Consider the following 24,472-nt stretch of genomic DNA (forward strand, 5'->3'; position numbering starts at 1 on the left):
CCGATTTGTGACAAAAGGGTGAATTAACGCCAGTTGTTCACTCGATCGGGTGGTGCATAGCGGACATTTCACTCGATTTCCGGTTGCATGGCGATCATGAGACCCCTCGCCGTGCTCCGCCACGACCTGCCGGCCTCACTGGTCGTCTTCCTCGTAGCCGTCCCCCTGTCCCTCGGCATCGCCCTCGCCTCGGGTGCCCCGGTCGCCGCCGGGCTCGTCGCCGCCGTCGTCGGCGGCATCGTGGCCGGTGCGCTCGGCGGCTCCGCGCTCCAGGTGAGCGGGCCCGCCGCCGGCCTGACCGTGGTCATGGCCGAAACCATCCAGACGTTCGGGTGGGCCGTCACCTGCGCGATCACCGTCGCCGCCGGCGCCTGCCAGATCCTGCTGGGGCTGAGCCGCATCGCGCGGGCCGCGCTGGCCATCTCGCCGGCGATCGTGCACGGCATGCTGGCCGGCATCGGCGTCACGATCGTGCTCGGCCAGCTGCACGTCATCCTCGGCGGCAAGGCCCAGAGCTCGGCGATCGAGAACATCGCCGAGCTGCCCGCCCAGATCGTCGCCCACCACGACTCCGCCGCCATCGTCGGCCTGCTCACCATCGCGATCCTGCTCGTCTGGCCGAAACTGCCGGCCGCCGTCCGCAAGGTGCCGGGGCCGCTCGCCGCGATCGCGGCGGCCACGGTGGTGTCGGTCGCGTTCGGGATGACGCTCCCGCGCGTCGACCTGCCCGGCGACCTGCTGAACGTCCACCTCGTCCCGCAGCTGCCCGACGGCGGCTGGGGCGGGTTCGCGCTCGCCGTCGTCACCATCGCGCTGATCGCCAGCGTGGAGAGCCTGCTCTCGGCGGTCGCGGTCGACAAGATGCACACCGGGCCGCGCGCCAACCTCGACCGCGAACTGGTCGGCCAGGGCGCGGCCAACATGCTCTCCGGCGCGCTGGGCGGCCTGCCCGTCACCGGCGTCATCGTCCGCAGCTCCACGAACGTCGCCTCCGGCGCGAAGTCCCGCGTGTCGGCGGTGCTGCACGGCGTCTGGGTGCTGCTGTTCGTCGTCCTGCTCGCCGGGCTGATCGAGAGCATCCCGCTGGCCGCGCTGGCCGGGCTGCTGGTGCACGTCGGCGCGAAGCTGGTCAACCCCGGGCACATGAAGACCGTGCTGGCCCACGGCGACCTGCCGGTGTACCTGCTGACCCTCGGCGGCGTCGTGGTGTTCGACCTGCTCACCGGCGTGCTGGCCGGCATCGGCTTGGCGGTGGTGCTGATGCTGCGCCGCACGGTCTGGTCGGGCATCCACGTCGAGAGGGAGGGTGACGACTGGCGCGTCGTGGTCGAAGGCGTCCTGACATTCCTGTCGGTGCCGCGGCTGTCGAAGGTGCTCGGGACCGTCCCGAGCGGGGTCACCGTCCGGCTGGAGCTGGTCGTCGACTACCTGGACCACGCCGCGTTCGAGAGCCTGCACACCTGGCAGCAGGCGCACGAGCGGGCCGGCGGCACGGTGGAGGTCGACGAGGTCGGCCACCCGTGGTTCGGCGAGGGCAAGGCGGGCCGCCCGACGCGGTCCCGGATCGCCGCGAGCCGGGCCGTGCCGCGCTGGCTGGCGCCGTGGTCGGAGTGGCAGGCCGCGGAAGGCGTCGAGATCCCGGCCCAGCAGACCCGCCGCGGCGCCACGGAATTCCACCGCCGGGCCGCGCCGCTGCTGAAGGACACCCTGTCCGGGCTGGCCGACGGCCAGCGCCCGCGCACGCTGTTCATCACCTGCGGCGACTCCCGGATCGTGCCGAACCTGATCACCACCAGCGGGCCCGGTGACCTGTTCACCATCCGCAACATCGGCAACCTGGTGCCGCCGGGGCAGGCCGACGCGTCGATGAACGCGTCGATCGAGTACGCGGTGGGCGTCCTCGGCGTCGAGGAGATCGTGGTGTGCGGCCACTCGAGCTGCGGCGCGATGGCCGCACTGGCCGACGGCCCGCCGCCGGGGCCGCTGTCGGCCTGGCTGCGGTACGCGGAGCCGAGCGCCCACCGGCTGGGCTCGGCGACGCTCGACGGCGCGGTCCCGGACCGCGAGGGTGACCGGCTGGCGCTGCACAACGTCCTGCAGCAGCTGGAACACCTGCGCGAGTACCCGGCGGTGGCGGCGGCCGAGTCGGCCGGGAAACTGCAGCTGACCGGCATGTACTTCCACGTCGGCGACGCCCAGGTGTACCTGTTCGACGCGGCGGAGCGCACGTTCCGCCCGGCCGGGGCACCGGTGGCGGTGCCGGGCGCCTGACACCGGCGGAGGTCCGAGCCGGGTCCGTCACCGCGGGCCCGGCTCGCCTCCGATCACGGGCCGCGTGCGCGACCGGGCCCGGAGTCACTAAGTTGATAGTCCGTGACGATGCTGGTGATGACGGGGACCGGGACCGGGGTCGGCAAGACGATCACCACGGCGGCGATCGCGGCCCTGGCGGTGGCCGGGGGACAGCGGGTGGCCGTGCTGAAGCCGGCCCAGACCGGGGTGCGCCCCGACGAGCCGGGTGACCTCCAGGACGTCGTCCGCCTCGCCGGGCCGGACGTCACCACCCGCGAGCTGCGGCGGTACCCCGATCCGCTCTCGCCAGAGGCCGCCGCCCGGCGCAGCGGCCTGCCGACGCTCGACCCCGGCGAGATCGCCCGGGCCGCGTCCGACCTCGACACCGCGCACGACCTCACCCTCATCGAGGGCGCGGGCGGGCTGCTGGTGCGCTTCGACAGCGCCGGGGCGAGCCTCGCCGACGTCGCCTGGTCGCTCGGCTCGCTCGTGATCATCGTGGCCGAGGCCGGCCTCGGCACGCTCAACGCCACCGCGCTCACCGCCGAGGTCGCCACCAAGCGGGGGCTGACCGTCGCCGGCGTCATCATCGGAGCCTGGCCTGCCGAACCCGACCTCGCGGCGCTGTCCAACCTCGAAGACCTGCCGGTCGCGGCGGGCGCGCCCCTGCTCGGCGTGCTGCCCGCCGACATCGGCCAGGCCTCCCGGGAGGACTTCCTGGCCGCGGCGCGGGCCGGGCTCTCGCCGTGGTTCGGCGGCGAATTCGACCCCGAGCTCTTCGCCGGGTGCGCGTCCGCCGGGAAGTGACCTGCATCGCTGTCCCCTCGACGCCGCTTCGTGCACGATGAGGGACGTTTGCCGCACCACCTCGATCAAGGAGCCCGCCGTGACCGCAGTCCCGGACACCGACGTCAGTGACAGCCGGGGCTCCGCCCCGGGCCGGGGGCTCCGCCACCCGGAGCCCCCGGAAAGCCTGCTGGCCCGCGCGCGCGAGCAGGTCCTAGAAAACGGCGTCGGCCTGAACGAACAGCAGGTCCTCGACGTGCTGCGGCTGCCGGATGACCGCCTGCCCGACCTCCTCGCACTGGCGCACGAGGTGCGGATGCGCTGGTGCGGGCCCGAGGTCGAGGTCGAGGGCATCATCAGCCTCAAGACCGGCGGCTGCCCCGAGGACTGCCACTTCTGCTCCCAGTCCGGCCGCTTCCCGACGCCGGTGCGCTCGGCGTGGCTCGACATCCCGAACCTGGTCAAGGCCGCCCGCCAGACCGCCGAGACCGGCGCGACGGAGTTCTGCATCGTCGCCGCCGTCCGTGGCCCGGACAAGCGGCTGCTCTCGCAGGTCCGCGAAGGCGTCCGCGCGATCCGGGAGGACGGCAACGACATCCAGATCGCCTGCTCCCTGGGCATGCTGACGCAGGAGCAGGTCGACGAGCTCGTCGACATGGGTGTGCACCGCTACAACCACAACCTCGAGACGGCGCGGTCGCACTTCCCGTCGGTGGTCACGACGCACACGTGGGAAGAGCGCTGGGACACGCTGCGGATGGTCGCCGACGCGGGCATGGAGGTCTGCTGCGGCGGCATCATCGGCATGGGGGAGACGGTCGAGCAGCGCGCCGAGTTCGCCGTGCAGCTGGCGGAGCTGAACCCGCACGAGGTGCCGATGAACTTCCTCATCCCGCAGCCGGGCACGCCGTACGAGCACTACGAGATCGTCGAGGGCCGCGACGCGCTGCGGACGGTGGCGGCGTTCCGGCTCGCGATGCCGCGCACGATGCTGCGTTTCGCCGGCGGCCGCGAGCTGACCCTGGGCGACCTGGGCGCGGAGCAGGGCATGCTGGGCGGGATCAACGCGATCATCGTCGGCAACTACCTGACCAACCTCGGCCGGCCTGCTTCGGCGGACCTGGAGATGCTGGACGAGCTCAAGATGCCGATCAAGGCGCTCAGTGACAGCCTCTGAGAGTGCCTTCTGCGTCCACTGTGGACAGGAATCGCCGGGTGGGGCGGACCACCCGGCGTGCCACAACCCGCGGACGGCTTTGGAGCCGCCGCGGTACTGCACGTTCTGCGCGCGCCGGCTGGTGGTCCAGGTGAGCCCGCTCGGCTGGACCGCCCGGTGCAGCCGCCACGGCAAGACGGCGAGCGGCTGACGGGGTAACGGACCGGATCGTTCATTGCGCGGGCGTGCTGGCCGTGGCTGGACGAACTGGATCGTTCATTGCGCGGGTGTGGCGGCCGTGGACGGACCGGATCGTTCATTGCGTGGGTGCTGGCCGCAGTTGAACTAACCAGATCGTTCATCCGCGGCCGGGGCGACACGGGCGAGCGGCTCACGTCGCTCCCGCGTCGACCGGTTACGCTCGGTGGGCACGTTCAGGAAGGAGTCCGGGTGAGTGAGTCGTCGGGGCCGGCGCACCGGCCGTCGGCCGTGGCCGGGCCGTGGTCGGTGCCCGTGCTGTTCCGGGAACGGCGGCCGCGCGTGGTCGTCAAGGCCGACCTGCTGCCCGCCGTCAGCGTGCTCGGTGTCCTCACCCTGCTGAGCTTCCCGCTCGCCTTCGCGTGGTCGCGGCTCGCGCCGCCGGAGCGGGTGCGCATCGTCGCCGCCGACGGCACCCAGGGCGCGCTGGAGCTGGAGAGCTGGCACCGCTTCGACGACCTGGCCGTGTTCGGGTTCCTCCTGCTCGGCATCGGGATCGTCAGCGGCGTCGTCGTCTGGCTGCTGCGCGAACGCCGCGGGCCGGTGGTGTTCCTCGCCGCGGTGCTCGGCGTCGCCCTCGCCGGCGCGCTGGCCATGCTGCTCGGCGTCGGCTGGGCCAACAGCCACTACGCCATCGACTCCCCGCCCGCGCTGGGCGCGGTGATCGAGCTGGCGCCGCGGCTGGAGTCGTGGTGGGTGCTCCTGACCGGCCCGCTCGGCGTCTCGATCGCGTACACCCTGCTCACCACCTGGAACGGCCGCGACGACCTGGGCCGCCGCCTCGGCTGATCGCTTTCCCCTAAAGTGGTGCCCGTCACCTACAGGGGGGAACCAGAAGTGACCGAGGACATCGAAGTTTCGCGGCACAACGCCGTCCGTTTTCCCGGCATCAGCCCGCGCGCGTACGAGCACCCGGTGGACCGCGGCGCGCTCGCCACGCTGCGCGCGGTGCCGGGCTTCGCCCAGGTCGTCAAGGCCGTGTCGGGCTTCTACAACGAGCGCGGCGAGCGGCTGATGGCGCTGGCGTCGTCGATCCGCGTCGGGCCGAAGCAGTACCCGGAGCTCGACCGGCTGCGCCACGAGTGCGCCGAGACGCTGGACCTGCCCGCGGTGCCGAACCTGTTCGTCTTCCAGAACGCGCAGATCCAGGCGCAGACGGTCGGCATGGACGAGCCGTTCATCGCGATCAGCACCGGGCTCGTCGAGCTGATGAACCTGGAGTCACTGCGGTTCGTGATCGGGCACGAAATGGGGCACGTGCTGTCCGGGCACGCGGTGTACCGCACGATCATGGTGCGCCTGATCAGCCTGCAGCTGGCGATGTCCTGGACGCCGGTCAGCGCGCTCGGCATCCGCGCGATCGTCGCGGCGCTGCGCGAGTGGTTCCGCAAGGCGGAGCTGTCGTGCGACCGGGCGGGGCTGCTGTGCAGCCAGAACCCGACGGCGGCGCTGCGCGCCCAGATCCAGGTGGCGGGCGGCATCGACCCGGCCCGCATCGACGTCCCGTCGTTCCTGCAGCAGGCCGCGGAGTACGAGTCGGTCGAGGACATCCGCGACAGCTTCCTCAAGCTCAAGTCGGTCGAGACGGAGTCCCACCCGTTCGCGGTGGTCCGCGCGGCCCAGCTGCAGAAGTGGGCGGCTTCGGAGGACTACCGGGCGATCCTGGCGGGCGACTACGCGCGGCGGGATTCGGACACGCCTTCGTCGGACTGGAAGGACGACCTGAAGTCGGCGGCCCAGGCGTACAAGGAATCGTGGAACTCGTCGACGGACCCGCTGACGAAGGTGTTCAGCGACGTCGGGGAGGCGGTTTCGGGCGCGGCGGGCAAGGTGTGGAACAAGTTCGGCAACGGTTCCTGACGCGGTTCGGGGGCGGTTGTCCCCGGGTTCGGGGCGGTTGTCCTCAAGGTCCGGGGCGGTTGTCCCCAAGCCGGCCCGGGTGTGGACAACCGGGCCGGGATGGGGCTGTTCCGCCGGCTGCGTCGGGGGTGGGCGATAGACTGGACCGGGGTCAGCCCCCAGGGATGGGTGGGGTATCTCCAGTGGGGCCTCGGCCTCGCACAAGGGGCGAGATCGAGCGCTTCCACCGGGCCGCCTGCCCTTCTGCGCTCACCATCGATCCCACAGCGCAACCGGCGTCAAGCCGCCGGCCACCCTGCTGACCAACTTCCCCGGACATCGCACCCCGGGAATCTCCAGTGGTTCGGGTCAGTTCAAGCTGGCCGGCCGGCTCAGGTCCGTCAGTTCGCCCGGCGGCAGCGGCACCGCACCCAGCGTGTTCAAGAACCCCGCCTCCCGCGTCAGCAGCCGGCAGGCGATCCGCAGCCGGCGCAGCGGGTGGCGTTCCTCCAGCAGTCTCTGGCGGTCCTCCAGTGGCAGCAGGCAGTCCGCCGCCAGCACGTACGCCAGCTCGGCCATGTCCGTCTCCGGGGGTGGGGCGTGCCAATCGTCGCTGCGCCAAGCCGTTTCGCAGTAGCGCTGGTGGGCCGCGCGGGCGACCGTCGCCAAGCGCTCCGCCATGCCGCCGGACGGGGCCGGTGGGGCGTCGTCGACCCACTCCACCGAGGCGATCAGGTACGGGGCCGACACGCAGTCGAGGTCGTGCAGGCGGAAGCGGCGCTTGGCCTCCGTCACCACATCGAACCGGCCGTCCGGCAGGCGCTTGGCCTCGCGCAACACCGTGCTGCAGCCCACTTCGTACAACTGGTCCAGACCACGTACTTCGCGGGTCAGCGACGACCGCAGTGCGACCACGCCGAACTCGCGGCCCGGCACCGTGCCGCTCACCAGGTCCGCCGTCAGCTGCCGGTACCGCGGTTCGAAGATGTGCAGCGGAAGCTTGGTGCCCGGCAGCAGCACGGTCTGTAGCGGGAACAACGGCAGGATCGTCGTCGTCGCGTCACTATCCGGTTCCGGCTCGGTCACGCGTCCACGGTAAAGGGAGAACGCCGTTGGCGCAGCACGGTCACCTCGATGGCGGCTTGAACACCGCGAACGGATCCGTGATCTGCATGCCCTTGCCGCCGAAGGAGAACAGTGCCGCCGGACGCCCGCCCGAGCGGCCCGGCGGCGCCGTGTGCCCCGTCGGCACCAGCAGCCCGCGCCGCGACAGCACCCGCTGCAGGTTGGTCGCCGAGACCCGGTAACCCAACGCTGCCGAATACAGCCCGCGCAACGCGGAAATCGTGAACTCGTCGGGTGCCAGTGCGAACCCCAGGTTGGTGTAGGACAGCTTCGACCGCAGCCGGTCGCGGGCGCGCAGCACGATCGCCTCGTGGTCGAACGCCGTCCGCGGCAGCGAAGCGACGTCGTGCCACTCCGTGTCCTCCGGCACCTCCGGGTCGACGTCGGACGGGACCAGGCCGAGGAACGCCGTCGCCACCACCCGCGGCCCCGGGACGCGGTCCGGCGCGCTGAACACCGCGAGCTGCTCGACGTGCTTGAGCTGGCGGACGTCCACCTTCTCGGCGAGCTGGCGCCGGATCGACGTCTCGACGTCCTCGTCGAGCCGCAGCCGGCCGCCCGGCAGCGACCAGCGGCCCAGGTGCGGGTCGAGCGCGCGGCGCCACAACAGCACCCGCAGTGTGTCCGAGCGCACTTGAAGGACCGCGCCCAAAACCTCGTGGACCAAGGGGGCCTGGGTGTTAAGATGACTTCGCACGGTTTTCGATTGTAAGGCGAAAACCGGAGATCGGTCCAGGAGGGCCAACCATGACTTCGACGCTCGATCAGGACCTCACCCCCTACGGCGGGGTCGAGGCGAACGCGGCCTGGGCGGAGGAGGTGCGGCGCCTGGCGAAGCAGCGCGACGCGGTCCTGCTCGCGCACAACTACCAGGTCCCGGAGATCCAGGACATCGCCGACCACACCGGCGACTCCCTCGCGCTCAGCCGCATCGCGGCGAGCAGCGACGCGTCCACCATCGTCTTCTGCGGCGTGCACTTCATGGCCGAGACCGCGAAGATCCTCGCCCCGGAGAAGACCGTCCTGATCCCGGACGCGCGGGCCGGCTGCTCGCTGGCCGACTCCATCACCGGCGCCGAGCTGCGGGCCTGGAAGGCCGAGCACCCGGGCGCGGTGGTCGTCTCCTACGTCAACACCACGGCCGAGGTGAAGGCCGAAACCGACATCTGCTGCACGTCATCGAACGCCGTGGACGTCGTCGCCTCCATCCCCGCTGACCAGGAAGTTCTCTTCCTGCCGGACCAGTTCCTCGGCGCCCACGTCAAGCGCGTCACCGGCCGGGAGAACATGCACATCTGGGCCGGGGAGTGCCACGTCCACGCCGGCATCAACGGCGCCGAGCTGGCCGCGCGCGCGGCCGAGGAGCCGGACGCCGACCTGTTCATCCACCCCGAGTGCGGCTGCGCGACCTCGGCGCTCTACCTGGCCGGCGAGGGTGCCGTGGCGCCCGACCGGGTCAAGATCCTGTCCACCGGGGACATGGTCCACGAGGCCCGCGACACGCGCGCCAAGACCGTGCTGGTGGCCACCGAGATCGGCATGATCCACCAGCTCCGCAAGGCCGCGCCGGGCATCGACTTCCGCGCGGTGAACGACCGGGCGTCCTGCCGGTACATGAAGATGATCACGCCCGCGGCGCTGCTGCGCTGCCTGCGCGACGGTCTCGACGAGGTCCACGTCGACCTCGAGACGGCCGCCCGCGCGAAGGCCTCGGTGCAGCGGATGATCGAAATCGGGCAGCCCGGCGGCGGCGAATGACCACGCCGGTTAATGACCCACGGGCGAAAACTCCGGTCTGGGAAGCACGCGCCGACCTGGTCGTGATCGGCAGCGGCGTCGCGGGGCTGACCGCGGCGCTGCGGGCGCAGGCCCTCGGGCTGCACGTCCTGGTGATCACCAAGGCCGCCGTTGCGGACGGCAACACGCGCTGGGCCCAGGGCGGCGTCGCCGTGGTCATGGAGAACGAGCACGACCTCGACGACTCGGTCGCCAGGCACGCGGAAGACACGTTCACCGCCGGCGCCGGCCTGTGCGACGAGGCGGCGGTGCGCTCGATCCTCGACGGCGGGCCGGCCGCGGTGGCCCGGCTGCGGGCCGACGGCGCGCAGTTCGACGCTGCGGCGTCCGGCCTGCTCGCGCGGGCCCGCGAAGGCGGGCACAGCGCCTTCCGCGTCATCCACGCCGGTGGCGACGCGACCGGCGCCGAGGTCGAACGCGCGCTGGTCGCGCAGGCCGGGCAGACGGGGGTGCCGGTGCTGGAGCACCACATCGCCGTCGACGCGCTGCGCACGCCCGGCGGCCGGGTCGCCGGCGTCACGGTGCTGGACCACCACGGCGTACCCGGCGTCGTCCGCGCGCCGGCCGTGCTGGTGGCCAGCGGCGGCCTCGGGCAGCTCTACCAGGCGACGTCGAACCCGGAGATCGCCACCGGCGACGGCATCGCCCTCGCGCTGCGGGCCGGTGCGACGGTGGCGGACATCGAGTTCGTCCAGTTCCACCCGACCGTGCTCTACACGCCGGGCGCCCGCGGCCGCTGCCCGCTGGTCACCGAAGCGGTGCGCGGCGAGGGGGCGACACTGGTCGACGGCGCCGGCCTGCCGGTGATGCGGGGTGTGCACCCGCTCGGCGACCTCGCCCCGCGTGACGTCGTCTCGGCGGCGATCACGCGGCGGATGCTCACCGCGCCGGGCGGCATCGACGACCACGTCTTCCTGGACGCGACCGGCATCGAGGGGTTCGCGCAGCGGTTCCCTACGGTGTTCGGGGCGTGCGCGGCGCTGGGTCTCGACCCGGCCGTCGACCCGATTCCGGTGACCCCGGCGGCGCACTTCTCGTGCGGTGGCATCGTGACCACTGTGGCCGGTCGCTCGTCCGTGGCCGGGCTGTACGCGGCCGGCGAGGTCGCGCGCACCGGGCTGCACGGTGCGAACCGGCTGGCGTCCAACAGCCTGCTCGAAGGGCTGGTCGTCGGGCAGCGCGTGGCGGAGGCCGTCGCGGCGGACCTCGCGGCCGGGCTGCTGGCCGACCCGGCGCGCGGGCGCCTGCCGTCGTGGACCACCGCGCCCGCGGCGGAACGCGACTCGCTGCAGCGCGTGATGAGCCGGTACGCGGCCATCGGCCGGGACGCCGACGGGCTGGCGGCCGCCGGTTCGGTGCTCGATCTCTCCCTTTCGGACACTCCGTTGTGGACGCACGCGGCGGTCGAGGACGCGGCGCTGACCGTGGTGGCGCAGGCGATGCTCGCCGCGGCCGTCCGGCGCACCGAGTCGCGGGGCTGCCACGTGCGGACCGACTTCCCGGACCGTGACGACGCCTGGCGGCGCAGCCAGCTGATCCGGCTCAGCCCCTCCGGCCAGCCCGTGCTGGCCGACCCGATCCCCCTGGAGGGCGTGGCATGACGTTCCCGATCTCCGACACCGTCCGCCGGCTGGTCGCGGCCGCCGGGCTGGACGTCGACGACGTCGAGCGCGTGGTCACCACGGCGCTGGGCGAGGACCTGCGGTACGGGCCGGACGCGACGACGGCCTCGACGGTGCCCGCGGACGCGGCCGCGGTCGCCGAGCTGACCCCGCGCGTCGACGGCGTCGTCGCCGGGCTGCCGGTGGCGCTCGCGGTGTTCGACATGGTCCTCGGCGACGGGTACGAGGTGCTGGCCCGGCGCGAAGACGGTGACCGGCTGGTCGCCGGGGAACCGGCGCTGGTGCTGGCCGGTCCGGTGCGCGGGCTGCTCACCGCCGAGCGCACGGCGCTGAACCTGCTGTGCCACCTCTCCGGCGTCGCCACCGCGACCGCCGCCTGGGTGTCCGAAGTGGACGGTACCGGGTGCGCGATCCGCGACTCCCGCAAGACGCTGCCGGGGCTGCGGCTGCTGCAGAAGTACGCCGTCCGCTGCGGCGGCGGGGTCAACCACCGGCTGGGACTCGGTGACGCGGTGCTGATCAAGGACAACCACGTCGTCGCGGCGGGTTCGGTGACCGCGGCGCTGGCCGCGGCCCGTGCGCACGCGCCGGAACTGGCCTGCGAGGTCGAGGTCGACACGCTCGACCAGCTGGACGAAGCGCTGGCCGCCGGGGCGGACGAGGTGCTGCTGGACAACTTCACGCCCGAGCAGTGCCGCCGGGCGGTGGCGCGCCGCGACGAGGTTTCGCCGAAGACGCGGCTGGAATCCTCTGGTGGGCTCACCCTGGACCGTGGTAGGGCGTACGCACTGTCCGGTGTGGACTACCTGTCGGTGGGCGGGCTGACCCACTCCTCGCCGGCGTTGGACCTCGGCATGGACCTGCGCTGAGGCGTGCCGGGCGGCTAGACTGGCGGTGGCGGAATTCCTTGTCCGCCACCGTCTTTCGGCTTCGGGGGTTCGGGTGCGGTTACCGGCGGTGCTCGCGGTGGCAGGCCTTCTGACGGCGTCGGGCGTGCTGGGGGCTCCGGCCGCTTCGGCGGAGGGCTGCGCGAACCCGTCCGGCACCTACACCGGCGAGGTCCCGTGGGGCCAGCGCCTGGTCGACCCGGCGCGGTTGTGGCCGCTGACCCGCGGCGACGGCCAGCTGGTGGCCGTGCTCGGCACCGGCGTCGACGCGCAGAACGCGCAGTTCGCGCCCGGCCAGCTCGAAGGCGGCGCCGGCACCGAGCGCACGGACTGCGACGGCCGCGGCACGATCGCGGCCGGGATCGTCGGCGCGCAGCCGGATCCGGCGACGACGTTCGCCGGCGTCGCGCCCGGCGTGCGGCTGCTGCCGATCCGGTACACGGCGGGCGACGGCGGCGATCCGGGCCAGCTGGCCGACGCGATCGACCGGGCCGTGGACCGGCGCGCGAGCGTGATCCTGGTCGCCGTGCCCGCGGCGGCCGACAGCCCGGCGCTGTCCGGTGCGGTGGCGCGGGCGCGGTCCGCCGGTGCGGTGGTCGTCTCGGCGGCGTCGGCGACCCAGCAGGGCGCGCGGACTTATCCGACGGCGACGTCCGGGGTACTGGCCGTGGGGTCGGTGAACCAGGCGGGCGAGCCGGTGCAGACGGAAGCGGGGGACTACGTCGGGGTCGCGGCACCGGGCGCGGACCTGGTGAGCACATCGGCGGGCGCGGGCGGCGCGGCGGCGCACCGCTGGCCGGTGACCGATCCGAGCCTCGCGGCGGGGTACGTCGCCGGGGTCGCGGCGCTGGTGCGGGCCTACCACCCGGAGCTGTCCGGCGACCAGGTCGTCACCCGCCTGACGTTGACGGCCCACCGCCCGCCGTCCGGGGCACACGACCCGCGGCTGGGCTGGGGAGTCCTGGACGCGTACGCGGCGGTGTCCTCGACGCTGCCCGCCGACGTCCCGCCGCCCGGTGCGGTTCCGCCGTCGGCCTCGGCCCCGGCGGTGGTCCCGGCCGCCGCTCCCGCACCGCCCCCGTCGGACGTCCCGGCGGGCACGATCGCCCTGGCCGGGGTCGCCTTGGCCGCGGCCGCCGGCGTGACGGTGGCGGCGGTCCGCCGCGCCCGCCGTCGAGGCTGGCGTCCCACCCGCTTCACCCCGTAACCCGTGTCGATCCTCCAAACACGTGTGATGCCCCTTCAATCACGAGTGATGCCCGCTCAGTCACGCGAGATACCCCTTCGGGCACACGAGCTCCGGTGATCGGGGACGGGATTCGCGTGATTGAGGGCGGATCTCGCGTGATTGGCGGGCGAACTCGCGTGACTGGAGGGGCATCACGTGTGTGGAGTTGCCCCGGTGGGGCGGACACGGGGTTTTCAGGCAGCCAGGGCTTGAGCGTAGTTGGTTCGGGCTTCGGCCGGGGTGTGCTGGCCGATGGCGGAGTGCAGTCTCTTGTTGTTGTAGTAGCGCAGCCAGGTGAACACGTCGTGGCGGGCTGCTGCTCTGGTGGGCCAGATCGTGGTGCCGATCTCGGTCTTCAACGTGGCGAAGAAGGCTTCGGCGACGGCGTTGTCGTAGCAGGACCCGACCCGCCCCACTGACGGGCGGATCTTCCTTTCGGCGAGCGCGGTGCGGAACTGGCCGGAGGTGTACTGGACGCCGCGGTCGGAATGGAACACCGCATCGGGCTGGATGAGGCCGCGGGCTGCGGCGAGGTCGATGGCCTGGCAGACCAGGGTGGTGCGCATATGGTCGGCCATGGCGTGGCCGACGATTTCGCGGGTGTGCAGGTCGATGACGGTGGCCAGGTAGAGCCAGCCCTCGAAGGTGGGCAGGCAAGTGATGTCCCCGACCAGCCGGGTGCCGGGCGCGGATGCGGTGAAGTCGCGGCGGATCAGATCACCGACCGGCGCGGTCGGGCCGGCCGCGGGCCGGGTCAACGCTCGGCGTTTGCGGCGGGTGATCCCGGCCAGCCCGTGCTCCCGCATCAGCCGCTCCACCCGCTTGTGATTCACCACGATCCCGCGCCGGTGCAGCTCCGCAGTCACTCGCGGCACCCCATAAGCACCCCGGTGCTCGGCGTGAATTCCGGCGATCACCCGAACCAGCCCGGCCTCGGCCTCCGCCCGCGCGGCCCGGGCCTCCTCGGCGGCGACCCACTCGTGGAAGCCCTGCCGGCGCAAGCCGAGGACCTGGCACAACCGCTTCACACCGAAGGTGGTGCGGTGTTCGGAGATGAACCGGTAGCGGTAGATCATCGATCCATCTCGCGCGCAAAATAGGCGGCCGCTTTCCGCAGGATCTCCTTCTCCTTCTGCAGCTCAGCGACCTGCTTCCGCAACCGCGTCACCTCATCGGTCACCGCCGGGTCCTCTGCCGGCGGCCCGGCTTCGGCGGCCTGCTTGGCCACGTTCACCCACGAGCGCAGCGTCTCGTGGTTGACCCCGAGTTCGCGGGCGATCTGCCGCAACGGCCGGTCACTCGAGTTGACCAGCTCGACCGCGTCACGACGGAACTGCTCCGGATACTTCGACCTGCGAGACACCAGGACATCCTCCCTCCAGACCACTGTCTGGAATCAAGGTGTCCGGCCCCACGGGGCAACTCCATGTGATTGGAGGGGCATCACTCGTGATTGGCGGGGCGACACGTCAGGCGGGGACGGGGCGGGTGGAGCCGATGATCGTCACCGCGCCGGCGACGTGGATCGTGAAGTCGGCTCCCTCGCGGGTGAAGCGGGTGATCTGCTCGCGGGGGGTGCTGCGGTCGTGGGATTCCCAGCCGGCCTCGTGGAGGGCCGGGATGAGGGACGCCAGGTGACTTTCCGGCGCGGCCGGGTGGTCGACGCGGACGCCGTACTGCCAGCACAGGAGGTGGCCCGGGCTGGTCGGGTCGCAGTCCAGCTCGCCGGACAGCGTCGGGTCCGCCGGGCCGCCGAAGGCGGCCGCGACGTCGTCGATCACCGTGGTCAGCTCGGCCGCCAGGCGGGTCAGTTCCGGGGTCATCGGAGGTCACCGCCCGAGGTGAGCACGCGGTAGATGTTCGTCCACGAATCGGAACCCGGCTTCAGCACGTCGTTGTGCGACGACACGCCCCACAGCGCCGAACCGGAAGCGTCGTTGCCGGTCGGCAGCTCGGTCACGCCGGAGAAGACGTCCGGGTCCGCACCGTGGCCGATGCCGGTCCACTCCAGGCCCCACGCGTTGCCCTGCGCGAGCACGATCGGGTCCAGCGGGGCCGTCATCGAGAACCGCTGGACGCCCGCCTGGCTCGCCGGCAGGTCGGACGGCGACCACACGCCGTGGCCCATGCCCGCCGACTCCACGTGCAGGACGCGGTCGACGTCGAGGCCGTGGGCCTCGGCCAGCCCGACCGTCGCCCCGCCGTAGCTGTGCCCGATCGCGGTCAGCGAGACGCCGGAGCCCGCGTGGCTCGCGATCTCGCCGCGCAGGTCGTCGGCGAAGTGCTTGAGGTCCGGCGCCATCGCCTGCGCGTACCCCGCGTCCGGCCCCTGCGCCACCGGCCCCTGCGGGAACACCCCGTCGGCCCAGACGACGACCGCCGTGCGCCCGGACGGGTCCGCGGCCACCAGGCTGCGCCCGAGGCCGGCGTAGGCGTCGAAGTTCGACATCTGCGTGTTGACGCCCGGCACGAACAGCCCGACGTTCCGCGTCCCCGGCTCGATGTGCCCGACCAGCTCGACGATCCGCCCGTTGCCGGACGGATCGAACCGCAGGATCTGCCGGTCGTGCGCGAGGATGTCCTCGTACAGCTTGATCCGCGCCTGTGACCGCGCGACCTCGTCGGGATCGGTCAACGCGGCCAGCCGCAACCGCTCGGCGGTCAACGCGTCGGCGACCTTGCCGCGGTTGTCCGCGATCGCGTGCGCCCACGCCCCGGTGTCGGCCGAGCCGCCGATCCCGGCCGGGTTTCCCGCGCGGGGCAACGGGTCCTCGGGCAGCAGCGCCCGGTACATCGCCGCGACCTGTGCGTCCGCCCGCCGGTAGCCGGCCGCGCAGGCCGTCAGTCCACTTTGGAGTGTCCGGAGCCGGGACACGCTCGATTCGAGCTTCGCGCCCAGCTCCGTCATCGTCTTCTCGAACGTCTTGGCCGCGGCCGCGGACTCGCTGACCTGGCCGAAGGCGGCGGCGGGCAGCTTCTCGCCCGCCACCGCCGACTGCGCCGTGCCCAAGCTTTCGGCCCGCGAGCCGAACTCGCCCGCCACGGTGTCCAGGCGCGCCGGGGCGACGCGGTAGCCCGCCGCCGTCATCGGACACTGCCTTTCATCAGACGCTGTCTTCGCCGATGACCGGGGGCGCGACCGGGGCCGACTGGCCCCAGACGTTCTCGGTCTCCACCAGCCACGCCGGGATCCGCCGTCCGGAGCCCATGTCCCCGCCGCCGCCCATGCCCATCGGCATCATGGGCATCATCGGCATCGCGCTCTTGGCCGCCGCCGCGCCCACGGCGCCCGCCGCCCCGCCCGCGAGCCCGCTCAGCGCGTTGCCCGCGCCGCCGTCCCCGGCCAGGCCGGAGTGCGCCGCCGGGACCTCGCCCGGGCCGGTGAGCCCACCGCCGACCGGGACACCGCCGCCGCCGAGCGAAGGCGCGTCACCGCCGCCGATCGGGATGCCGCCGCCGGTGCCGCCTTCGACACCGGCGCCGCCCCCGCCGAGCTTCGTGCCGGGAGGCTGTTCCTTGTCGTCCTTGGGGTCCTTGCCGGTCGCCCACGACGGCACCTTCGGCATGATCGAGCCGAACCGGCCGAACGCGGCGGCCGAAGCCGCGGCGAGCCCGGCGGTGAACATGTCGCCGAACAGCGGGTTCGACGTCGGCACGGTCGTCCCCGGCTGGGTCGTCGTGCCGCCACCGGGCAGCGGGTGCCCGTCGGTGGGGGTGACGACGACACCGGGACCGCCGGTCATGCCGTTGCCGACGAGCCCCGGTGAGCCGGTGCTGCCCGCGCCACCGCCCGCGGGCGGCGTCGCCGGTGTCTGGACGGCGTTCGGCGAAGCCGGGATCGACTCCTCCGCGACGGTGTACTCGCCGGCGAGCTGGGTCATCACGACGATCGCTTTGCCGTGCGCCGACCCGGCGGCGTTCGCGGCGGCCTGCTGCGCTTCGACGTTCGCGATGGCCTGCTGGCGCTGCTGCGCCGCGGCCTGGATAACAGCCGGGGAGGCGTCCGGCGGCAGCAGCGGCGGGTTCACCGCGAGCGCGACGTCGGCCGGGGCGACGTCCGGCACCGAGACCGGCGGCGGCATCTCCTTCTTGGCCTTGACCAGCGCGTCGGCGGCGTCGTCGAGCATCACGTTCATCGCCTCCGCGGTCTGCGCCACCTTCGAGATGCCGTTCGCGAGGTCGATGATCATCCGCTGGTACTGGTCGGCCGCGCCACCTGTCCACTGGTCCTTGAACTCGGTCAGCTCGGCGTTGAGGTTGTGGGCCTGCTCGTGCAGGTGCAGCGCGGCGGACTTCCACTTGTCGGCGGCGTGCCGCGCGCTGTTCGGGTCGCCGGCCTGCAGCATCGCGTACAGCTGCTGGTGGCTGTAGGCGGCGAAGTTCGTGTGCGCGGTGTTCGTCATCCCTTGCGGCTCCCGTTCGTGTCACCCGCGCCGAGCAGGCCGAGCACCGGGTCGAGCAGGCCGGTGACGGCGCCCGAAGCGTGCAGGTCCCCGGCCACCGACTGGTCCGCGTGCTGGTAGCCGTCGGCGACCGTGGTGGTGACGTCCTGGGCGAACCCGATCGCGCTGCGAACCTGGTCGAGCAGGCCCTGCATCTCCGAGACGGCGGCGCGGTGGGCGTCGGCCAGCGACCCGGCCTCGCCGAACTCGCCGAACAGCAGCGGCTCCTCGCCGAGGGTGAGCAGGAAGTCGTTCGGTTTCGACATCGCGTGGATCTGGGTCTCCAGCTCCCGCACGAAGTCCTTCAGCGATTCCAGGTGGACGTAGTACGACTGGTCTGGCATCGGTCCCGGCTCTCTGGCGCGATGAGGCTGACAGGGGGAAAGCCGGTCGGCCGGTGCGAGCGGGGGGTTTCCCGCACCGGCCGACCGACGTCTGGGGCGCGGGTCAGCCCGCGAACAGTCCCTGGTTGCGGTTCTCCAGCGACTGCTGGAGGTCGTGCGCCTCGCCGACCTTCCCGCCGAACTGCGCGATGATCGCGACGATGTCCGCGGTGGCCTGGCGCAGGCGCGTCTCCGCCTGGCGGGCGGCGTCACCGGCGGAGCTGCCGGAGGCGTACCAGGTCGCGGTGATCGGCTGCAGGTTCTGGTGCAGCTGCTCCAGCTGCGAGGTGAGCGCCTTGGCCTTGGCGGCCAGGGATGCCGAGCTGTGCTGCAGCGCGGCGAAGTTGATTTCGACGACGTCGGCCATGGTGGGCGTCCTCTCGGGTCAGGGGTTGAGGCGGGGGAGCACGCCCGAGCCCTCGAGGGTGTTGCCGACCCCCTGGAAGCTCTGGTGGACGTCGGCGTCACCGCGGCCGTAGTTCGCGTGGCTGGTGTGCACGAGCTGCGACATCGTGTCGAGCTCCTTCACCGCGGCGGACATCTTCTCCTGCAGCCGCCGCTGGAGGTCCCAGAAGGCCACGGCCTGGTCGCCCTTGTAGTTGCGCAGCGCCTCGGTCAGCTCGGACTCCAAGCTGGCCATCGTGGACTTGGCGTTCGTCGCGGTTTCCTCGAAACCCTGGACGGCGCGCGTCATGGCAGCGGAATCTGCCTGGAATCCCGGACTGGACATCGACGGGCCACCTCCTTCCTGAAGCGAATTCCCCTGGCGCGGTGGTCCGCGCGGTGTGAAAGTCACGCTAGAAAAGAGGCCAGTGTGGTCAAACGGCACAACTGCCGGTCGCGCTGACGGCACTATTACCCACGCGAGCGGGGGTAGGGCGGTCCCCACCCGCCGACGGTGGTCCGCTCCAGTGACCGCGAGCCGCCCGGACGCCACGCTTGAGACCATGGGAGACAAGGGAAATCCGCTGGTCACGGTCCGGTCGTGGCACCGCCCGCTGGTGGTGCTCGCCGGGGTGATGGGGGTGCTGTGCGCGGTCTCGCTGCTCGGGCTCCTCTTCGATGATCGCACGCTGGTCAACGCGCCGATCTGGCTCAAGCCGTTCAAGTTCTCCGTGTCGATCGGGCTGTACGCGCTGACGCTGGCGTGGCTGCTGACGCACGTGCGCCGCGGCCGCCGGGCCGGCTGGTGGTTCGGCACGCTGTTCGCCGTCGGCATCGGCCTGGACTTCGTGCTGCTCGTCTGGCAGATCGTCGTCCGCGGCCGCACGCTGCACTTCAACCAGTCCACGCCGATGGACACCGCGATCAACAACGTCGTCGCGGGCGGCGCGTACACCGCGTGGTCGATGACCGCCGCCGTCGCCGTCCTGCTGCTGTTCCAGCGCATCCCGGACCGCGCCCTGCGGTCGGCCCTGCGCTGGGGCGCCGCGCTCGCCGTGGTGGGGATGTACGTGGCGACGCTGATGTTCTCGCCGACACCGGGGCAGCAGGCGGTGCTGGAGGCGAACGGCAAGTACTCGACGTTCGGTGCGCACTCGGTCGGCGTCGAGGACGGCGGCCCCGGGCTGCCGGTGCTCGGCTGGAGCACGGTCGGCGGGGACCTGCGGATCCCGCACTTCGCCGGCATCCACGCCCTGCAGGTGCTGCCGCTGGTCGCGTTCGGGCTCCTCCTGCTGGCCCGCCGCTACCGCGTGCTCGAATCCGACGTCGTCCGCCGCCGGCTGGTCCGGACCGCGGGTGCGGGCTACGGCGGGCTGATCGCGCTGCTCACCTGGCAGGCCGAGCGCGGCCAGTCGATCGTGCACCCGGACTTCTGGACACTGCTCGCCGCCACCGGGCTGCTCGCGGCCGTCGCCCTCGCGGGCACGCTGTCGCTGCGGTCGCTCCCGCGCCCGCAGGTCGTCTCTGCCGAAATTCTGAGATCCGCACGGTAGACCGGGACGCCCCAGGCGAGAGGCGGTCGCGATGGTCCACCCGCAGGCACTGCTGGACGAGCTGGAACGCGCTCCGGAGGTCCCGGCGTTCGAACACGGTTCGCGGGTGACCACCCGCGGCGAGCTGCGGGAGCTGATCGGCCGGTGCGCCGCGGGCCTGCGGGCGGCCGGCCTCGGCCCCGGCGACGGCATCGGGCTGGCCACCGCCGTCACGCCGGAGGGGTTCGCCGCCCTGGTCGCGGTGCACGTGCTCGGCGCCCGCGCGGTCGCGGTGCGGCCCGGGCTGCCGGAGGTCCAGCTGCGGCACATCCTCGGCGACGTCACGGCGGTGGTCGCGGACGGCACGCTGCCGGTGGAGGCGGCGGTGCCGGTGCTGCGGCTGGAGCGGCTGCTGACCGCCCACGCCCACGCCGAGCCGGTGCCGCAGGGGCAGCCGGACGACATCGCGACGGTCGTGTTCACCAGCGGGAGCACCGGCGTCCCGAAGGGGGTGGCCTACAGCTACCGCGCGCTGACCGAAGGCCGCGTGTGGCGCCCGCCGGTGCCGGGTTCGGCGCACGAGCGGCTGGGGGCGGGGTTCGGGCGGTACCTGCTGTTCGGGTCACTGGCCAGCGCGGTGATGGTCGAGCAGCTGGGGGTGTGCCTGTTCGCCGGCGGCACGGCGGTGATCCCTCGGGAGCTGCCGGACTTCCTGTTCGTGCTGCCGCGGCTGGGCATCACGGCGGCTCTGACGACGGTGCCGCGGCTGCACCGCATGCTGGACGTGCTGCGCGCCGAAGACGTCGACCTGAGCGCGCTGCGGAGGCTGATCGTGGCCGGCTCGCCGGTGCCGCCGCACAAGCTCGCCGAGGCGGCCGAGCGGATCGGGCCCGCGATGCACCACGCGTACGGCCAGACGGAGACGGGGATGCTGACGATCTGCCGGGCCGACGAGGGGCCCGGTTCGGTCGGGAAGCCCTGCGACACGGTGGAAATCGCGATCCGCGATGGCGAGGTGTGGGTGCGGACGCCGTCGGCCTTCGCGGGCTACTGGCGCGACCCGGCCGGGACCGCGGCCGTGCTGAGCGACGGCTGGGTGCGCACGCAGGACCTGGGGTCGGTGGACGCCGAGGGGTACCTGCATCTGTCCGGGCGGGCCCGGGACGTGGTGATCGTGAACGCGATCATCCACTACACCGGCCCGATCGAGCGGGCGATCGCGGCCTGCCCGGACGTCGACCAGGCGTACGTGGTGGCGGTCCCGGATGCGGAGACGGGTGAAGCGGCGCACGCGTTCGTGGTGCCGGCGCCGGGCCGGTCGCCGGACCTGGACGAGGTCCGCAAGGCGGTGGCGGCGGAGCTGGGGGAGGCGGCGGTGCCGGCGCGGTTCAGCTTCGTGGGTGCGGTTCCGGTGGCACCGTCGGGAAAACCGGACAAGGCGGCGCTGCGGGCGTCCGTTCTGGAGTGAGCACTGTGGAGTGAACACTGTGGAGTGAACACTGTGGATTGACTAGCTCCCGGCGCGCAGGTCGGTGATCACCTTGGCGACGCGCCGCTGCCGGGTCTCCGCGGTCTTCGCCTGGCCGATCGGCAGCACGAACCGCTGTTTCGCGCTGTAGGACAGGGTTTCGAACCGGGCCCGGGCGGTGTCGTCGGCGGCGAGCGCCTCCGCGAGATCGGCGGGGATCTCGAGTTCGCGGGGCGCGGTGTCGAGGGCGATCTCGACTTCGACGTCGTCCCCGGCGGCGACTCCGGCCTGCGCTCGGTTCTCCGCGCTGAGCGGGACCAGGAACTGCCCGCCGCGGCTGCCGACCGTGGTGCGGTAGGTGTGGCCGCCGAGCGTCACGGTGACCGCGGGCTTCTTGCCGGCGCCGAGCGCCTCGACCACGTCGGCGGGAACCGGCAGGCCGGTCGCGGTCTTGCCGCCGAGCAGGACCTGGGTGCGGAACTTCATGCCGCGAGTATGCCGCGTTCCGCACCGCCCGGCGGTGCGGAACGCGGTCCGGTGCGTCAGACGCCCGCCGTGGAGCGGATCCAGCTGCGGCTCGACGCGATGCTCGCGTAGTTCTGCGTGCCCTGCGTGTTCGAACCCGAGTTGCTGCCCGTCGAGCAGACCCCGACCTGGACGCCGTTGTACAGCTGCGGGCCGCCCGAGTCACCGTGCCAGGCCGAGCCGTTGATGCCCTGGCTGGCGATCGCCGTGCCGCCGTAGGCGTCCGAGCTCAGGCCCGTCACGCGGACGTTGGCCGTCTTCAGCGTGCTCGACGGCGGGTTGCTGCCCTGGGTGCGGCCCCAGCCGTAGATCTGGTTGGTCGACCCGGTCGGCGGGTTGCCGGTGCCGAGCTTCATGTACGTCGTGGAGACCGCGGTCGTCAGGTGCAGCAGGGCGATGTCCCCGTTCGGTGACGCCTTCTGCTGGTCGACGGTGGCGTTCGTGCCCTGCTGCAGGGTCACGTTGCCGACCTTGACGTGCATGCCCGGCGAGTTCAGGCAGTGCTGCGCGGTGAGCACCCACTGCGGGGCGATGATCGTCCCCGAGCACTCGAAACCGCCGTACGTCGTCACGTTGTTCCAGTAGATCTGGGCGCCCCACGGCGCGGAGGAGACCGTGCTCCCGCCGATGATGTCCTGCTGGGCGCCCGCCGCTCCCGCTGAGACCAGGCTCAGCGCCACGGCGGCCGCACCGACCACGCCCACAGCCCTCGACATTCGCATGAAAATGCCCTTCGGCCCAGGTGATCCGGATATCCGCCCCCGTTCGGGACGACCAGCCCAACGTAAGAGCCGTGAAGGATTTTCGGAACCTACCGAAGTCGGTAACCCGCCCCCGGACGACCGGGGGCGGGTCCGCCGTGTCAGAGGATCGTGATCGCCCGCGGAACGGGCACTTCGCTGTTGTAGGCGAAGTTGTCGTGCCACTTCACGCTGATCCCGAGGAACTTGGTGCCGTCGGACAGCGAGACGAACACGTCGGCCGCGGTACCGCGGGTGTACGTCACGACATCCGCTTTGCCGTCGCCGTTGAAGTCGCCGACGGCGGGGATTTCGTCGTTGAAGGCGAAGTTGTCGTGCCACTTGACGCTGGTACCGGTGAACTTGGTGCCGTCCGAAAGCGCGACGAACACGTCGCCCGCGGTACCGCGGGTGAAGACGGCGATGTCGTCCTTGCCGTCGCCGTTGAAGTCGCCGACGGCCGGGATTTCGTCGTTGAAGGCGAAGTTGTCGTGCCACTTGACGCTGGTACCGCTGAACTTCGTGCCGTCCGAAAGCGCGACGAACACGTCGCCGGCCGTGCCGCGGGTGAAGACGGCGATGTCGTCCCTGCCGTCGCCGTTGAAGTCCCCGACGTACGGTTGTTCGTTGTTGATCCCGAAGAAGTCGTGCCACAGGGCGGCGGTGCCGAACTTGGTGCCGTCGGAGAGGGCCACGAACACGTCGGCGGTGCTGCCGCGCTTGAAGATGGCGATGTCGTCCTTGCCGTCGCCGTTGAAGTCGCCGACGGCCGGGATTTCGTCGTTGATGCCGAAGAAGTCGTGCCACAGCGCGGGGGTGCCGTACTTGGTGCCGTCGGAAAGGGCGACCACGACGTCACCGCTCGTGCCGCGCTTGAAGACGACCGCGTCCACCTTGCCGTCGCCGTTGAAGTCGCCGCTCAGCGGGACTTCACTGCCGAACGCGAGGTTGTCGTTCCACTGCTGGGTGGTGCCGACGAACTTGGTCCCGTCCGAGGCGGCGGCGAAGGCGTCGCCGGTGGTGCCGCGGGTGAAGGTGGCGATGTCGTCCTTGCCGTCGCCGGTGAAGTCGCCGGCCGAGCGGCCGCCGGTGGTGGCCGTCAACTGCGGGCTGAACGCCCCCACCGAGGCGTAGACCAGGTAGTGCCAGGTCTTGTGGGACGTGGCCGAGTGCAGGAACGTGGTCGCCTTCGTGCTGCCGACGAACAGCTCCGCGCTGGGGGAGGCGTCCCCGTTCGGGCTGGCGTAGACGGAGTAGGTCGCGTCCTCGGAGGCGGCGAGCGGGGTCCAGGTCAGCGTGACGCCGTGGCCGACCGCCTTGGCGGTGCCGGTGATCGCCTGGCCACGGATCCAGTCGCGCAGGTCGTCGGCCCGGGCGGCGGTCGTGCCCTGGCGGGTCTCGGTCTCGCCGAAGCAACCGTGCTGCCAGGACGCGCCGGCCACCGCGGCGAGCGTGCCGTCCGCGCGGAAGACCGGCGCCCCGGCGTCGCCCTTGCACGCGTCGGCCGCCCCGGTCAGCGACAGGGTCGTCGCACTGGACGCCGAGGCGGTGAACTTGCCGACGTGGGCCTCGTTCGGCACCCACTCGGTCGCCGTCCGGCCCCAGCCGGCGAGGGACAGCTCCTCCGACGCGCCGGGCACGCCGGTGGCCGCCGGGAGCTTCAGCGTGGTGACGTCGGTGATCGTGGTGTCGATCCGGACCAGCGCGGCGTCGCGGTCGGTGCGGGGGAGCACCGCCGTCACCTTCGCGACGTGCGACCCGACGGTGACGCTGACCGGCTTCGACGGCGGGTTCTCGGGAAAGCAGCTCGCGGCGGTGAGGACGAGCGTCGGCTCGACGAGCGCGCCGCTGCACGCCCGGCCCTCGGTGGTGATCTTGGCCGCGAAGCCGAGGTTCACCGCGGCCGGGCCGGGAACGGCCGCCGCGGGGACGACGCCGGCCGCGGTCGCGGCCAGCACGACGGCGGAAATCGCCGTCAGTTTCGAGCGAGTGTGCATCAGGGGTTCCC

The 24,472-nt window shown here is 72.3% G+C and carries 25 protein-coding genes; 12 read left to right on the forward strand and 13 right to left on the reverse strand.

Annotated features, from left to right (window positions below; all coding sequences use genetic code 11):
- Positions 1–87 precede the first annotated feature (87 nt).
- The 6 genes from HUT10_RS38955 (at position 88) to HUT10_RS38980 (ending at position 6,352) form a co-directional block, all read left to right on the forward strand.
- Positions 88–2,271: a bifunctional SulP family inorganic anion transporter/carbonic anhydrase gene (locus tag HUT10_RS38955; RefSeq protein ID WP_176175760.1), complete on the forward strand. Its 2,184-nt coding sequence runs from the start codon at positions 88–90 to the stop codon at positions 2,269–2,271.
- A 102-nt stretch (positions 2,272–2,373) separates the two neighbouring features.
- Positions 2,374–3,099 (forward strand): dethiobiotin synthase, encoded by a 726-nt coding sequence (gene bioD / locus HUT10_RS38960; RefSeq protein WP_254897219.1) that lies wholly within the window; start codon positions 2,374–2,376, stop codon positions 3,097–3,099.
- Positions 3,100–3,178: 79 nt separating this feature from the next.
- Entirely contained in the window at positions 3,179–4,255 is a 1,077-nt protein-coding gene (gene bioB / locus HUT10_RS38965) for a biotin synthase BioB (RefSeq protein WP_254897220.1), read from the forward strand.
- On the forward strand, positions 4,242–4,445 hold the full coding sequence (locus HUT10_RS38970) for a hypothetical protein (protein WP_176175761.1): 204 nt from the start codon (positions 4,242–4,244) through the stop codon (positions 4,443–4,445). Before bioB ends, HUT10_RS38970 begins: the two co-directional genes overlap by 14 nt.
- A gap of 239 nt (positions 4,446–4,684) precedes the next feature.
- Positions 4,685–5,281 carry a DUF2567 domain-containing protein gene (locus HUT10_RS38975; protein ID WP_176175762.1) on the forward strand — a complete coding sequence of 199 codons (597 nt, stop codon included), beginning with the start codon at positions 4,685–4,687 and terminating at the stop codon, positions 5,279–5,281.
- A gap of 48 nt (positions 5,282–5,329) precedes the next feature.
- Positions 5,330–6,352 carry a M48 family metallopeptidase gene (locus HUT10_RS38980; protein WP_176175763.1) on the forward strand — a complete coding sequence of 341 codons (1,023 nt, stop codon included), beginning with the start codon at positions 5,330–5,332 and terminating at the stop codon, positions 6,350–6,352.
- Between the two features lie 348 nt (positions 6,353–6,700).
- Here the strand turns inward: HUT10_RS38980 and HUT10_RS38985 are convergent, their stop codons facing one another.
- Together HUT10_RS38985 and HUT10_RS38990 are read right to left on the reverse strand one after the other, a co-directional pair.
- Positions 6,701–7,417: an LON peptidase substrate-binding domain-containing protein gene (locus HUT10_RS38985; RefSeq protein WP_176175764.1), complete on the reverse strand. Its 717-nt coding sequence runs from the start codon at positions 7,415–7,417 to the stop codon at positions 6,701–6,703.
- 40 nt (positions 7,418–7,457) lie between these two features.
- Complete coding sequence (locus HUT10_RS38990; RefSeq protein ID WP_176175765.1) at positions 7,458–8,090, reverse strand: NUDIX domain-containing protein; 633 nt, start codon at positions 8,088–8,090, stop codon at positions 7,458–7,460.
- Positions 8,091–8,203: 113 nt separating this feature from the next.
- Between HUT10_RS38990 and nadA the strand changes: the two genes are divergently transcribed.
- The 4 genes from nadA to HUT10_RS39010 all read left to right on the forward strand — a co-directional run bounded on the left by nadA (position 8,204) and on the right by HUT10_RS39010 (position 12,969).
- On the forward strand, positions 8,204–9,214 hold the full coding sequence (gene nadA / locus HUT10_RS38995) for a quinolinate synthase NadA (RefSeq protein ID WP_176175766.1): 1,011 nt from the start codon (positions 8,204–8,206) through the stop codon (positions 9,212–9,214).
- Entirely contained in the window at positions 9,211–10,854 is a 1,644-nt protein-coding gene (locus HUT10_RS39000) for an L-aspartate oxidase (protein ID WP_176175767.1), read from the forward strand. The genes nadA and HUT10_RS39000 overlap by 4 nt, the downstream gene beginning before the upstream one ends.
- Positions 10,851–11,744, forward strand: a complete 894-nt coding sequence (gene nadC / locus HUT10_RS39005) for a carboxylating nicotinate-nucleotide diphosphorylase (protein WP_176175768.1) — start codon at positions 10,851–10,853, stop codon at positions 11,742–11,744. The genes HUT10_RS39000 and nadC overlap by 4 nt, the downstream gene beginning before the upstream one ends.
- 88 nt (positions 11,745–11,832) lie before the next feature.
- A complete protein-coding gene (locus tag HUT10_RS39010; protein ID WP_254897221.1) occupies positions 11,833–12,969 on the forward strand; it encodes a S8 family serine peptidase in 1,137 nt (378 codons plus the stop codon).
- 215 nt (positions 12,970–13,184) lie between these two features.
- Here HUT10_RS39010 and HUT10_RS39015 read toward each other — a convergent pair whose 3' ends face one another.
- The 8 genes from HUT10_RS39015 to HUT10_RS39050 form a co-directional block, all read right to left on the reverse strand.
- On the reverse strand, positions 13,185–14,066 hold the full coding sequence (locus HUT10_RS39015) for an IS3 family transposase (RefSeq protein ID WP_176174726.1): 882 nt from the start codon (positions 14,064–14,066) through the stop codon (positions 13,185–13,187).
- The gene (locus HUT10_RS39020; RefSeq protein WP_176174727.1) at positions 14,063–14,353 is read right to left on the reverse strand and encodes a transposase; all 291 of its coding nucleotides are present in this window, start codon (positions 14,351–14,353) and stop codon (positions 14,063–14,065) included. The genes HUT10_RS39015 and HUT10_RS39020 overlap by 4 nt, the downstream gene beginning before the upstream one ends.
- 106 nt (positions 14,354–14,459) lie before the next feature.
- The gene (locus HUT10_RS39025; RefSeq protein WP_176175770.1) at positions 14,460–14,813 is read right to left on the reverse strand and encodes a hypothetical protein; all 354 of its coding nucleotides are present in this window, start codon (positions 14,811–14,813) and stop codon (positions 14,460–14,462) included.
- Complete coding sequence (locus HUT10_RS39030) at positions 14,810–16,078, reverse strand: alpha/beta hydrolase (RefSeq protein WP_176175771.1); 1,269 nt, start codon at positions 16,076–16,078, stop codon at positions 14,810–14,812. The genes HUT10_RS39025 and HUT10_RS39030 overlap by 4 nt, the downstream gene beginning before the upstream one ends.
- Positions 16,079–16,094: 16 nt before the next feature.
- Complete coding sequence (locus tag HUT10_RS39035) at positions 16,095–17,393, reverse strand: WXG100 family type VII secretion target (RefSeq protein ID WP_176175772.1); 1,299 nt, start codon at positions 17,391–17,393, stop codon at positions 16,095–16,097.
- On the reverse strand, positions 17,390–17,776 hold the full coding sequence (locus HUT10_RS39040) for a hypothetical protein (protein WP_176175773.1): 387 nt from the start codon (positions 17,774–17,776) through the stop codon (positions 17,390–17,392). The genes HUT10_RS39035 and HUT10_RS39040 overlap by 4 nt, the downstream gene beginning before the upstream one ends.
- Before the next feature lie 103 nt (positions 17,777–17,879).
- On the reverse strand, positions 17,880–18,182 hold the full coding sequence (locus tag HUT10_RS39045) for a hypothetical protein (protein ID WP_003057455.1): 303 nt from the start codon (positions 18,180–18,182) through the stop codon (positions 17,880–17,882).
- 18 nt (positions 18,183–18,200) lie between these two features.
- Positions 18,201–18,545, reverse strand: coding sequence for a WXG100 family type VII secretion target (locus HUT10_RS39050; protein WP_152603733.1), 345 nt, complete (start codon positions 18,543–18,545; stop codon positions 18,201–18,203).
- A 217-nt stretch (positions 18,546–18,762) separates the two neighbouring features.
- On the opposite strand from HUT10_RS39050, the gene HUT10_RS39055 reads away from it, so the two are divergent.
- Positions 18,763–19,752: a hypothetical protein gene (locus tag HUT10_RS39055; protein ID WP_176175774.1), complete on the forward strand. Its 990-nt coding sequence runs from the start codon at positions 18,763–18,765 to the stop codon at positions 19,750–19,752.
- Between the two features lie 31 nt (positions 19,753–19,783).
- On the forward strand, positions 19,784–21,199 hold the full coding sequence (locus tag HUT10_RS39060; RefSeq protein ID WP_176175775.1) for a class I adenylate-forming enzyme family protein: 1,416 nt from the start codon (positions 19,784–19,786) through the stop codon (positions 21,197–21,199).
- Between the two features lie 42 nt (positions 21,200–21,241).
- On the opposite strand, the gene HUT10_RS39065 is transcribed toward HUT10_RS39060, so the two are convergent.
- The 3 genes from HUT10_RS39065 to HUT10_RS39075 all read right to left on the reverse strand — a co-directional run bounded on the left by HUT10_RS39065 (position 21,242) and on the right by HUT10_RS39075 (position 24,461).
- Entirely contained in the window at positions 21,242–21,685 is a 444-nt protein-coding gene (locus HUT10_RS39065) for a YdeI/OmpD-associated family protein (RefSeq protein ID WP_176175776.1), read from the reverse strand.
- Positions 21,686–21,741: 56 nt separating this feature from the next.
- A complete protein-coding gene (locus HUT10_RS39070) occupies positions 21,742–22,440 on the reverse strand; it encodes a trypsin-like serine protease (RefSeq protein ID WP_176175777.1) in 699 nt (232 codons plus the stop codon).
- A 146-nt stretch (positions 22,441–22,586) separates the two neighbouring features.
- Positions 22,587–24,461: an FG-GAP-like repeat-containing protein gene (locus tag HUT10_RS39075; protein ID WP_176175778.1), complete on the reverse strand. Its 1,875-nt coding sequence runs from the start codon at positions 24,459–24,461 to the stop codon at positions 22,587–22,589.
- Positions 24,462–24,472: the final 11 nt, after the last annotated feature.

Source organism: Amycolatopsis sp. Hca4, from assembly GCF_013364075.1.
Taxonomy (GTDB): domain Bacteria; phylum Actinomycetota; class Actinomycetes; order Mycobacteriales; family Pseudonocardiaceae; genus Amycolatopsis.

Excerpts from the sequence above, each read along its gene's own strand:
- HUT10_RS39035 (WP_176175772.1), bottom strand. The coding sequence starts at position 17,393 with ATGACGAACACCGCGCACACGAACTTCGCCGCCTACAGCCACCAGCAG.
- nadA (WP_176175766.1), top strand. The coding sequence starts at position 8,204 with ATGACTTCGACGCTCGATCAGGACCTCACCCCCTACGGCGGGGTCGAG.
- HUT10_RS39075 (WP_176175778.1), bottom strand. The coding sequence starts at position 24,461 with ATGCACACTCGCTCGAAACTGACGGCGATTTCCGCCGTCGTGCTGGCC.
- HUT10_RS39025 (WP_176175770.1), bottom strand. The coding sequence starts at position 14,813 with ATGACCCCGGAACTGACCCGCCTGGCGGCCGAGCTGACCACGGTGATC.
- HUT10_RS39055 (WP_176175774.1), top strand. The coding sequence starts at position 18,763 with ATGGGAGACAAGGGAAATCCGCTGGTCACGGTCCGGTCGTGGCACCGC.
- HUT10_RS38955 (WP_176175760.1), top strand. The coding sequence starts at position 88 with ATGGCGATCATGAGACCCCTCGCCGTGCTCCGCCACGACCTGCCGGCC.
- HUT10_RS39060 (WP_176175775.1), top strand. The coding sequence starts at position 19,784 with ATGGTCCACCCGCAGGCACTGCTGGACGAGCTGGAACGCGCTCCGGAG.
- HUT10_RS39015 (WP_176174726.1), bottom strand. The coding sequence starts at position 14,066 with ATGATCTACCGCTACCGGTTCATCTCCGAACACCGCACCACCTTCGGT.
- nadC (WP_176175768.1), top strand. The coding sequence starts at position 10,851 with ATGACGTTCCCGATCTCCGACACCGTCCGCCGGCTGGTCGCGGCCGCC.
- HUT10_RS39000 (WP_176175767.1), top strand. The coding sequence starts at position 9,211 with ATGACCACGCCGGTTAATGACCCACGGGCGAAAACTCCGGTCTGGGAA.
- HUT10_RS39065 (WP_176175776.1), bottom strand. The coding sequence starts at position 21,685 with ATGAAGTTCCGCACCCAGGTCCTGCTCGGCGGCAAGACCGCGACCGGC.
- HUT10_RS39070 (WP_176175777.1), bottom strand. The coding sequence starts at position 22,440 with ATGTCGAGGGCTGTGGGCGTGGTCGGTGCGGCCGCCGTGGCGCTGAGC.
- HUT10_RS39045 (WP_003057455.1), bottom strand. The coding sequence starts at position 18,182 with ATGGCCGACGTCGTCGAAATCAACTTCGCCGCGCTGCAGCACAGCTCG.
- HUT10_RS39040 (WP_176175773.1), bottom strand. The coding sequence starts at position 17,776 with ATGCCAGACCAGTCGTACTACGTCCACCTGGAATCGCTGAAGGACTTC.
- HUT10_RS39050 (WP_152603733.1), bottom strand. The coding sequence starts at position 18,545 with ATGTCCAGTCCGGGATTCCAGGCAGATTCCGCTGCCATGACGCGCGCC.
- HUT10_RS39030 (WP_176175771.1), bottom strand. The coding sequence starts at position 16,078 with ATGACGGCGGCGGGCTACCGCGTCGCCCCGGCGCGCCTGGACACCGTG.